Origin of the sequence: Frigoribacterium sp. RIT-PI-h, assembly GCF_001297205.1 — a bacterium.
Classification (GTDB): Bacteria; Actinomycetota; Actinomycetes; order Actinomycetales; family Microbacteriaceae; genus Frigoribacterium.
Map to the genome: position 1 here is coordinate 21669 of NZ_LHOZ01000004.1, position 10143 is coordinate 31811.

Here is a 10143-nt window from a genome sequence, read left to right on the forward strand (position 1 = left end):
CAGATCTCGACGATCTGTCATCGACCCCGCCGGGGCCCATGAAGCCGGCCGTCACGCGGCCCGTGAGGTCAGCGCGCGCCGACGAGGGGCTCGAGGTAGCCCGTCAGCACCGTGCGGCACTGGCCGACGAAGCGGTCGTCGCCCTCGGCGTCGTCGATGAAGGCGCGCGCCAGCAGGGCGTTCGCGATCTCGACCGCCACCTGGAGGCCCAGCTCGAGTTCGTCGGTGCGCGTGACCGCGCAACGCTCGACGAAGAACGCGAGCAACTGCTCGGCCAACGGGTTCGTGTACTGGCGCGTCTCGGGCGTGCGCACGTCGGGTGCGTCGGCGAAGCGGATGGCGCGGAAGCCGGGCTCGCTGCGGTACATCTCGGCCTTGGCGTCGACGAAGAGGTCGACCGCACGGCGCCAGTCGGTGACGGCGTCGTCGGACACGGCCTCGCCGACTCGGACGGTCAGGCGCTGGACGGACCGCAGGGCGAGGGCGTCGACGACGGCGATGCGGTCGGGGAAGTAGCGGTAGACCGTGCCGATCGAGGCACCTGCCCGTTCGGCGACCATGGCCGTGGTCAGACGCTCGTAGCCGATCTCGTCGATGATGGCCGCAGCCGCGTCGAGCAGCCCGGTGAGCCGCGCGGAACTGCGAGCCTGGACGGGCTCGTTCCTGAGCAGCGGTGAACCCCCGGGCAGTGCGTCATTGACGTCGGTGACGAGCAACGTTTCTCCGTTTCGTGGCGATGCCTCGACGGGGTCGGGCACGGTGCGATGACGTCGGAGGGGGACCGAAGTGTCGGTCACCGGATGTCGGCGGCTGCCACCAGAATGGATCGCATGTGCGGACGATTCGTGATGGCACGCGCCTCGAGCGACCTGGTGGCCCTGTTCGACGTCGATGTATCAGGAGACACTCTCCCAGAGCCTTCCTGGAATATCGCTCCGACCCGGCCGGTGAGTCTCCTCGTCGACGCGGCACCTCGAGGTGCCGACGCCGGTGGCCCGCCGGTCCGACGCCTCGCGTCGGCCCGCTGGGGTCTCGTGCCCGGTGGCTCGGCGGGCCCCGACTCCGGTCCCCCGCTGTTCAACGCACGATCCGAGTCGGCCGCCGAGAAACCCCCGTTCCGCGACGCCGCGGGCTCGCGCCGTGGCCTGGTCCCGGCCACGGGCTGGTACGAGTGGCAGACCCTGCCCGACGGCTCGAAGCGCCCCGTCCTCGTGCGGCTGCCCGACGACGAGGTGGTCCTGTTCGGTGCGCTCTACGAGTGGTGGCGCGACCCGTCGGCCGAGGTCGGCGCCCCGTCCCGGTGGCTGCTGTCGACGACCGTGCTGACCCGCGCCTCCTCGGGTCCGGTGTCCGACGTGCACGACCGCATGCCGGTGCTCGTCGGCACCGACGTCATGGACGACTGGCTCGACCCCGAGACCGAGGGCGACGACGACCTGGTGCAGGGCATCGCGGGCCTCAGCGACGAGATCGCCGAGCGCCTGCTGCACCACGAGGTCGGCCCCGAGGTCGGTTCGTCGTCCGTCGACCACCCGGGTCTGCTCGCTCCCGTCGGCTGACCCGCCCGTTCGACGACCGCTCGTGCGAGACTGAGCGGATGCCCGACACCCGCAAGGCACCGCCCGCCGCCGTCGAGCCCTTCCTGCACCGAGCGGCCCGCATCGAGAACTCCGTCCACCGCTTCCGCGAGAAGCGGGCTCGGCGTCGTGGCCTCCTCCCCACGGTCGTGCCGTACACCGGCTACGGCGCTCCGGGATGGGCCCGGGTGCTGTCGCGCGTCCTGCTCACCCGCACGGGCACGCTGTCGGGTGTCGACCGCCTCAACGTCCGGGGGTGGCGCAGCTTCACGAGCGTGCCCGTCGAGAAGGCCCTGGTCGAGATCTCGCTCGGCGGTCGCGTCCAGCGCGTCCAGGCCGACCGCGGCGGCGTGCTCGACGCTCGCATCGCCGTCGACCTCGAACCCGGCTGGCACGTCGCGACCCTGACCACCGAGGGGTCCGTACCGGTCGAGGCACCGATCTTCGTCATCGATCCGGAGGCGCGGTTCGGCATCGTCTCGGACATCGACGACACCGTGATGGTCACCTCGCTGCCCCGGCCGCTGCTCGCCGCCTGGAACACCTTCGTGCTGAACGAGCACGCCCGGCGCCCCGTGCCCGGCATGGCCGTGCTGTACGAACGCCTGAACGCGGCGAACCCCGGGTGCCCCGTCATCTACCTGTCGACGGGGGCCTGGAACGTGGCGCCGACGCTGTCCCGCTTCCTGTCCCGCAACCTGTACCCGAGCGGCGCACTGCTGTTGACCGACTGGGGCCCCACCCACGACCGGATCTTCCGCAGCGGACGTCAGCACAAGCAGGAGTCCCTGCGCCGTCTCGCCGACGAGTTCCCCGAGCTCAAGTGGCTGCTCGTCGGTGACGACGGGCAGCACGACGAAGAGCTGTACGGGACGTTCCTGCACGACCACCCCGAGAACGTCGCCGCCGTGGCCATCCGCCAGTTGTCACCCAGCGAGGCGGTGCTGGCCGGTGGCCGCTCGCGGTCGGAGCACGCCGAGGGCAGCGACGTGGTCTGGGTGTCGGCACCCGACGGCGCCGGCCTGTGGGAGCAACTGCTCGACAACGGCGTGATCGACTGACCCTGGCTCGACGTGATGTTCCTGGAATAGTGGGATGATCCCGTTTTCTGGGTGAAACTTACTGTTATAGTGGTTCATCCCGTGATTGGAGCATCGTGTTCGACGACGATCAGGCACCATCCTCGAGTGCGCCCTCACTCGTCTCGACCGACGAACGCGAACGCCAGGTCGGCGAGCAGGTCCGTCGCCTGAGGCTCGACCAGGGGCTGGACCAGCTCGAGCTCGCTCGACGTGCCGATCTGTCACCCAGCACGGTGCAGTCCCTCGAGGCGGGGCGGGGCAGCACCCTGCGCTCGCTCGTCCGCGTCCTGCGGGCCCTGGGTGCCGACGACGCCCTCGGGAACATCGCCCCGGCGAGCGCCGTCAGCCCGCTCGACGTGCTGCGGTCGTCGGGCGACGAGCCGCGACGTCGGGTGTACCGCCCCCGGGGTGCACGATCGTCGGGCGACGGCTCGTGAGCTGGGTCCCGGTCCGGGCGGTCGAGGTGACGGCGTGGGGCCTGCGGGTGGGGGCCGTGGCGCTCGACCCGGGCCTCGGGGCGTACGTCTTCGAGTACTACCCGGACTGGGTGGCTCGGGGCATCGAGCTGGCGCCGCTGACGATGCCGGTCCGCACCCGGCGGCACGTCTTCCCGCAGCTGCCCGAGGCGACGTTCCACCGGCTTCCCGCCGTGTTGGCGGACGCGATGCCGGACGACTTCGGCAACGCGGTGATCGATGCCTGGTTGGTGCGGCAGGGGGTGTCGCGGCAGCAGGTGAGCCCGCTGGACCGGTTGGCGTACATGGCGGACCGGGCCATGGGGGCGTTGGAGTTCCGGCCTTCGAGGGGGCCGCGCCAGCGGACGACGAGCGCGCTCGAGTTGAGCGCGCTGGTCGAGGGGGCACGCAGCGTGCTGGACGCCAGCTTCAGCGACGACCACGAGACCGAGTCGGCGATCCGGTCCTTGATCCAGGTGGGGACGTCGGCGGGTGGGGCGCGGGCGAAGGCGGTGGTCGCGTGGAACCGCGGGACGGGTGAGATCCGGTCGGGTCAGTTGGCGGCGCCGGACGGGTTCGAGCACTGGTTGATCAAGTTGGACGGGTTGGGCCCGGACTCCGAGTTGGGGTCGGGCGGCCTCTCCGGCCGGGTCGAGTACGCGTATTCGCTGATGGCCGGGGCGGCGGGGATCGACATGGCCGAGTGCCGGCTGCTCGACGAGAACGGGCGGTCGCACTTCATGACGCGTCGGTTCGACCGTCGGGTCGAGGGCAAGGCGCACGTCCTGACGCTGTGCGGGGCGGCCCATCTCGACTTCCGGCAGCGACAGGCGCACGACTACGGGCAGCTGTTCGACGTGGTCCGTCGCCTGGGGCTGGGCGACGAGGCGATGGCGCAGGCGTTCCGCCGGATGGTCTTCAACGTGCTGGCGGCCAACAACGACGACCACACGAAGAACTCGTCGTTCTTGCTGGCGGGGCCCGAGGCGCCATGGGGACTGTCGCCCGCGTACGACGTGACGTTCGCGCACAACCCGACCGGGCGGTGGACGTACCAGCACCTCATGGGGGTGGACGGCGTGTACCGCGACGTCTCGCGGGCCGACGTAATGCGCCTGGCCGACCGCTTCCTGGTGCGGGACGCGTCGGGCATCGTCGACGAGGTGCGTGACGCGGTGCGGCGGTGGCGGTCGTTCGCCGACGAGGCCGGCCTGCCCCGCGAGGCGGTCGACCACGTCGAGGAGGCGCTGCCCGGCTGGTGAGGCCGCGTGCGCCCCCGGCGCCTCGGCTCCCAGCCCACAGAGGGGGTGGCCGATGTCGGTGGGGGTTCGTAGACTCCGTTCGAACACACATTCGAACGAGAGGTCGGCAGATGAGGGTGGACGAGAAGGTCCCGGTCGAGACGACCGCCGACGGGGCGCCCCTGCGCTTCGAGTGGCGGGGGGGCGGGTACGGCGTCGGCAGCCCGCCCGGGCTCTGGGGCACCCGCACCGACTGGTGGCGCTCGGCGACCCGGGCGCCGCGCGGGGCGAGCGCACACCTGCTCGAGATGACGGTCTGGCGGGTCGACGCGGTGCCGCTCACCGACGGCGCCCACCGGGTCGACGGCACCTTCGACCTGGCGCTCGACGGCCGGGGCGACTCGTGGTTGCTGCTCGGGGTGTTCGACGACCGGGTCGAGCAGCAGCTGTTCGCCTGACCCCGGGGCGCCGACACCGGGGCCGTGCCACCGGGGCTGTGCCATCAGGGGCTGTGCCATCCGGGGCTGTGCCATCCGGGAATGGCCCTCGTGCCACACTCGTTGCAGCACCAGGCGCCCTGCGCCTCGGGGACGCCGTGGTCCCGCACCACCCGCCTCCCCGACCGAAGAGAGCCTCCCGATGAATCCGTTGCTGTGGTTGTTCGACGCCCAGTTGCACATCGGCGACCAGACGATCCTCTGGCGCGAGGTGGTGGGTAACGTCTTCGGTCTGCTCAGCGCCCTCGGCGGCATGCGACGCAAGGTCTGGGCCTGGCCGATCGGCATCGTGGGCAACGCGCTGCTGTTCACCGTCTTCCTCGGCGCGGTGTTCGACACCCCGAACCCGGTGAACCTGCTCGGGCAGGCCGCACGCCAGGTGATGTTCATCGTCGTGTCGATCTACGGCTGGTACCGCTGGAAGCACGCCGGCGACACCGGCGGCGTGGCCGTCGAGCCCCGCTGGGCGGGGTGGAAGAACCGGGTGCTGATCGTCGTCGGCCTGGTCGGCGGCACCGCCCTGCTGACTCCCGTCTTCCGCCTGCTGGGGTCGTACGAACCCGTCTGGGCCGACGCCTGGATCTTCACCGGGTCACTCCTCGCCACCTACGGCATGGCCAAGGGCTGGGTCGAGTTCTGGTTGATCTGGGTCGCGGTCGACCTGGTCGGCACTCCCCTGCTGTTCAGTGCCGGCTACTACGCCTCGGCGTTCATGTACGTCTTCTACGGCGCCTTCACGCTCGCGGGGTTCGTCGTCTGGGCTCGCACCCGGCGACAGAAGCCCGAGGTCGAGACCCTCTGGCCCGACCCGACGCTGCAACGCTGACCCCTGACCCCTGACCCCTGGGCCCTGAGCCCTGCGACGCCGACCCCGACCGGGGGCGCGCTGGTTTGATGGGCGCATGCCCCTGCCCATCGAGAACTACGCACTGATCGGCGACCTGCACACCGGATGCCTCGTGGGCTCCGACGGCAGCATCGACTGGCTCTGCCTCCCCCGCTTCGACTCCGCCTCGACGTTCGGCGCCCTGCTCGGCGCCCACGCCGCCGGCCGGTGGCTCGTGGCCCCCGCCGACGCCGACGCCACCTCGACCCGCAGGTATGTGGACGACACCTTCGTGCTCGTCACCCGCTGGACGACGCCCACCGGCGTGGTCGAGGTCACCGACCTCATGCCCTACGGCGATCGGCGGGCCGACGTCGTCCGCCGGGTGACCGGCGTCTCGGGCACCGTCTCGATGCACGTCGACCTCGCGATCCGCTTCGGCTACGGCACGGCCGTCCCCTGGGGGCGGCAGGTCCCCGAGGGCGACGGCACCGCCCCCGCCGCCACGGCCGGGCCCGACGCCGTCGTCGTCCCGGGCCCCCGCCGCCCGTCCTCCGACCACACACACGAGGCCCCGTTCGACGACCCCGCCGGCGGGCCGGCCGCCCCCAGCCTCACCTGGTCCCCGCCGCCCGCGACCCGCCGACCGCCGTGGACGTGTCCGCGCGCATCGACGAGACCGTGACCTGGTGGCAGGACTGGGCGTCACGGTGCTCGGCGCCCGAGGTCTACACCCGTGAGGTGCACCGATCACTGCTGATCCTGCGGGCCCTGACCAACGAGGACACCGGCGGCATCGTCGCCGCCGCGACGACGAGCCTGCCCGAGCAGTTCGGCGGCTCGCGCAACTGGGACTACCGCTACGTGTGGCTGCGCGACGCGTCGATGACGCTCCAGGCGCTCATCCTGCACGGCTACGCGGAGGAGGCCGACCGGTGGCGCGGTTGGCTGCTGCGGGCCATCGCCGGGGACCCCGCGGACGTGCAGATCATGTACGGCCTGGCCGGTGAACGGTACCTGCACGAGAGCGAACTCGAGCAGCTCACTGGCTACGACGGCGCCTCGCCGGTGCGCATCGGGAACGCCGCGTACAAGCAGTACCAGGGCGACATCTTCGGCGAGGTGATGGTCGCCCTGCACGAGGCCCGTCTGCTCGGCGTCGAGGAGAGCGAGTACTCCTGGCCCCTGCAGCGTGCCCTCGTGCAGTACGTCGAGGACAACTGGACCCGACCCGACAACGGCATCTGGGAGATCCGGGGCGAGCTGCAGCACTTCACCCACTCGCGGGTGATGATCTGGGCCGCCCTCGACCGAGCGATCCAGGGAGTCGAGCAGTTCGACCTCGACGGCCCGGTCGACCGCTGGCGCGCTCTGCGCGACGAGGTGCGCGCCGAGATCGAGACCCACGGCTGGAACGCCGACCGCGCCTCCTTCACCCAGCACTACGGCACGACCGAGGTCGACGCGTCCCTGCTGCAGCTGTCGCAGGTCGGCTTCGTCGCCGCCGACGACCCCCGCATGCTCGGCACCGTCGCCGCCATCGAGCACGACCTGCTGCAGGACGGCCTGCTCATGCGCTACCGCACCGAGAGCGGCGTCGACGGCCTCGACGGGGCCGAGAACCCCTTCCTGACCTGCTCGTTCTGGCTGGCCGAGCAGTACGCCGCCTCGGGACGCGTCGACGACGCCGTCACCCTGATGGACCGCCTGGTCGGCTACTGCAACGACGTCGGCATGCTCTCGGAGGAGATCGAGGTCGCCACGGGACGACACGTCGGCAACACCCCGCAGGCGCTCTCGCACCTGGCTCTGGTGCGCGCGGCGGACGCGATCTCGCGCGCGAAGGCCGCGACGACGACGTCGTAGGCGCCCGACACGGCGACGGCCGCCCTGCTCTGACGAGCGGGGCGGCCGTGGACGGTGAGGCGGAGGATCAGGCGGGCCAGTCCTTCGGGCCGGTCGAACCGGCGGCGTAAGTGTCGAGCGGTACCTGGTCGGCCTTCCAGGCCTCGATCACGGGAGCGACGATCGCCCAGCAGCGCTCGGCCACGTCGCCGCGGATCGACAGCGTCGGGTCGTCGGGGAAGATGCCGCTCAGCACTTCGCCGTAGGGCGTGAGCTCGGGCTTGCCCAGGGTGACCGACATCGTCGACTTCTCGAGGTCGAAGGGGTTGCCGGAGCCGTTGGTCGTGACGCCGAGCTCCATCGTCTCGGGGCTGATCTCGATGCGCAGCGTGTCGGGCGTCGACGAACCGTTGAGGCCCTCGGGCAGCGCCGGGACCGGCTTGAAGGTGATGAGCACCTCTTTGCGGATCTTGGTCATGCCCTTGCCCGAGCGCAGGATGAACGGGACGCCGGCCCAGCGACGGGTCTTGACCTCGAACTCGACCTCGGCGAGGGTCTCGGTCTGACGGTCGTTGTCGACGCCGTCCTCGTCGGCGTACGCGGGGACGTCCTTGCCGTCGATGGTGCCGGCCGCGTACTGGGCACGTCGGCTCGAGGCGATCGGGTCGGCGTCCTTGACCCACGTGGCCCGCAGGACGCGCGCGATCTCGCTGCGCAGCTCGACCGAGTCGATGCTCGACGGGGCGTCCATCGCGATGACGGCGAGCACCTGCAGCAGGTGGCTCTGGATCATGTCGATCAGCGCGCCGGCCTTGTCGTAGTACTGGGCGCGACCCTCGAGCCCGAGGACCTCGTCGTAGAAGATCTCGACCTTCTCGATGTTCTCGCTGTTCCAGACCGGCTCGAACAGGCGGTTGGCGAAGCGCAGGCCGATCATGTTGAGGACCGTGGCGCGACCGAGGAAGTGGTCGGTGCGGTGGATGCGCTCTTCGGGGACGATCTTGAGCAGCTCGGCGTTCAGCTCGCGAGCGCTCTCTTCGTCCGATCCGAACGGCTTCTCGAGGGCGAGACGCAGGCCGTCGGGCAGGTCGATCTCGGCGAGCGCCTGGATCACCTTGGTGCTGATCGCGGGCGGCAGGGCGAAGTACATCACCGGGGTGCCCTCGCTGGCCTCGAACAGGGCCTTCAGGTGCTCGACCGTGGTCGGGTCACCCTGGATGTACCGGCTCGACGCCAGCGTCTTCTTCGCGAGGTCGCTGCCGGCGTCGCCGTTGAAGGCGGTCTTGACGACGTCGTCCCATTCTTCGGGGCTGCGCTCGCTGCGGCCGGTGCCGATGAGCTGGACGTCGACGCCGCGGTCGCTCTTGAGCAGGCTCGCGAGGCCGGGGAGCAGCAGACGCTCGGTGAGGTCTCCGCTGGCTCCGAGGATGATGAGGGTGGTGGTGTCTGTCACAGTGCAGCTTTCATGGGAGGGCGGCGATCGTGTCGTCGCTGGTCGATCAGGCGGCGGGGGTTCTCGGGGCCACGGGTGTCAACGCACAGGGGGGACGGGCATTCCCGTCGACCGCCCCGGCCGCGGAGGGCACGGGTCGCGTCTCGGCGCCGGTGCCCGGTCAACCGTACTGCTCCCCGGGGGTGAGCGCCGTATCGGGGTCAGCGGGCAGGGTCGGCGTCGCCGTCCTGCACGGTGTCGTGCGGGGCCGTGTCGCGGGGCGCGCTGTCGTCGTCGACCGGCCCCGTGCTGTCCGTGCCGCCCACCTGGCCGCCGGTGTCGTCGTCTTCGGCCGCGCGCGCCTCCTCGGCGGCGTCGTCCTCTGGGCGGGGTGCCGTGGTGTCGTCGGGGTCGAGCGCGGCGATGATGCGACCGAGCGAGACGGCGATGGAGACGCCGCCGCTCGTGTCCGTGGTCGGGCGGTCGCGGTGGCGGTCGACGGCGTCCCAGAGGTCGGCGACGCGGCGCCGGGCGTCGGTGAACGCGTCGACGTCCTCGGCCCCGTGGCGCCGGATCACCGTGGCGACGCCGTGCACGGCGTGGGCGACGTCGGGCGCGAGGTCGTCGGGCATGCCGATCTGGCGGCCGATCCGACGTCCGAGGATGCCCGAGACCTCGGCGACGTCCTGCAGGTGGAACGAGACGCGCTCGTACGTGGCGAGGTCGGCGTACTCCTGCCCGAGGTCGCGGCGGCGGAGCAACCACCGCGGGTTCATGTGACGGGACTCGTCCGCGTACGCGACGGTCTCGCGCACGCGGCGGAGGGTGCTCGGCAGGACGCCCACGCGACGCTCCCACTCGTCGTCCTCGAGGGGCCAGGGCGTCTCGAAGACGCCGGCGATCTCGTCGGCCCGGTCGGCGAGCGAGTCCTTCACCCGGGTGAGGCGCGCCTCGGCGCGCGAGGCGTAGAGCGGCGGCACGAGCAGCAGGTTGACCACGACGCCGACGACGACGCCGACCCCGATCTGGACGATGTAGCCCAACGAGTACGCCTCGGCGTTCGCCCCGCCGAGCAGCAGGACGAACAGCCCGGCCGTCAGCACCCAGTCGCGACCGGCGCCGAGCCAGCGGATGCCGGCCACGAGCACGCCGATCCCCACGACGACGGCCACCGCGAGCACCCCGGGC

9 protein-coding genes and 1 pseudogene are annotated in these 10143 nt (G+C 71.4%); 7 read left to right on the plus strand and 3 right to left on the minus strand.

What is annotated here, in order from left to right:
- Nucleotides 1-68 precede the first annotated feature (68 nt).
- Nucleotides 69-716 carry a TetR/AcrR family transcriptional regulator gene (locus AEQ27_RS00305; protein ID WP_054144874.1) on the minus strand — a complete coding sequence of 216 codons (648 nt, stop codon included), beginning with the start codon at nucleotides 714-716 and terminating at the stop codon, nucleotides 69-71.
- Nucleotides 717-830: 114 nt separating this feature from the next.
- On the opposite strand from AEQ27_RS00305, the gene AEQ27_RS00310 reads away from it, so the two are divergent.
- The 7 genes and pseudogenes from AEQ27_RS00310 (at nucleotide 831) to AEQ27_RS00340 (ending at nucleotide 7544) form a co-directional block, all read left to right on the plus strand.
- The gene (locus AEQ27_RS00310; protein WP_161805425.1) at nucleotides 831-1559 is read left to right on the plus strand and encodes an SOS response-associated peptidase; all 729 of its coding nucleotides are present in this window, start codon (nucleotides 831-833) and stop codon (nucleotides 1557-1559) included.
- A gap of 38 nt (nucleotides 1560-1597) precedes the next feature.
- Nucleotides 1598-2638, plus strand: coding sequence for an App1 family protein (locus AEQ27_RS00315; protein ID WP_054144876.1), 1041 nt, complete (start codon nucleotides 1598-1600; stop codon nucleotides 2636-2638).
- 95 nt (nucleotides 2639-2733) lie between these two features.
- Nucleotides 2734-3096 (plus strand): helix-turn-helix domain-containing protein, encoded by a 363-nt coding sequence (locus AEQ27_RS00320; protein ID WP_054144877.1) that lies wholly within the window; start codon nucleotides 2734-2736, stop codon nucleotides 3094-3096.
- Complete coding sequence (locus tag AEQ27_RS00325; RefSeq protein WP_054144878.1) at nucleotides 3093-4376, plus strand: type II toxin-antitoxin system HipA family toxin; 1284 nt, start codon at nucleotides 3093-3095, stop codon at nucleotides 4374-4376. Before AEQ27_RS00320 ends, AEQ27_RS00325 begins: the two co-directional genes overlap by 4 nt.
- A 110-nt stretch (nucleotides 4377-4486) precedes the next feature.
- The gene (locus AEQ27_RS00330; RefSeq protein WP_054144879.1) at nucleotides 4487-4813 is read left to right on the plus strand and encodes a DUF6504 family protein; all 327 of its coding nucleotides are present in this window, start codon (nucleotides 4487-4489) and stop codon (nucleotides 4811-4813) included.
- A gap of 181 nt (nucleotides 4814-4994) precedes the next feature.
- Nucleotides 4995-5678, plus strand: coding sequence for a nicotinamide riboside transporter PnuC (gene pnuC, locus AEQ27_RS00335; RefSeq protein ID WP_054144880.1), 684 nt, complete (start codon nucleotides 4995-4997; stop codon nucleotides 5676-5678).
- A gap of 76 nt (nucleotides 5679-5754) precedes the next feature.
- A pseudogene (locus AEQ27_RS00340) lies at nucleotides 5755-7544 on the plus strand (glycoside hydrolase family 15 protein).
- A 67-nt stretch (nucleotides 7545-7611) separates the two neighbouring features.
- Here AEQ27_RS00340 and AEQ27_RS00345 read toward each other — a convergent pair.
- Complete coding sequence (locus tag AEQ27_RS00345; protein ID WP_054144881.1) at nucleotides 7612-8976, minus strand: glucose-6-phosphate dehydrogenase; 1365 nt, start codon at nucleotides 8974-8976, stop codon at nucleotides 7612-7614.
- 200 nt (nucleotides 8977-9176) lie between these two features.
- Nucleotides 9177-10143, minus strand: a 967-nt coding sequence (locus AEQ27_RS17570; RefSeq protein WP_235450919.1) for a hypothetical protein, incomplete at its 5' end; no start/stop codon positions are given.

Coding starts and splice junctions, on each gene's coding strand:
- pnuC (WP_054144880.1), top strand. CDS start 4,995: ATGAATCCGTTGCTGTGGTTGTTCGACGCCCAGTTGCACATCGGCGAC.
- AEQ27_RS00310 (WP_161805425.1), top strand. CDS start 831: ATGTGCGGACGATTCGTGATGGCACGCGCCTCGAGCGACCTGGTGGCC.
- AEQ27_RS00330 (WP_054144879.1), top strand. CDS start 4,487: ATGAGGGTGGACGAGAAGGTCCCGGTCGAGACGACCGCCGACGGGGCG.
- AEQ27_RS00315 (WP_054144876.1), top strand. CDS start 1,598: ATGCCCGACACCCGCAAGGCACCGCCCGCCGCCGTCGAGCCCTTCCTG.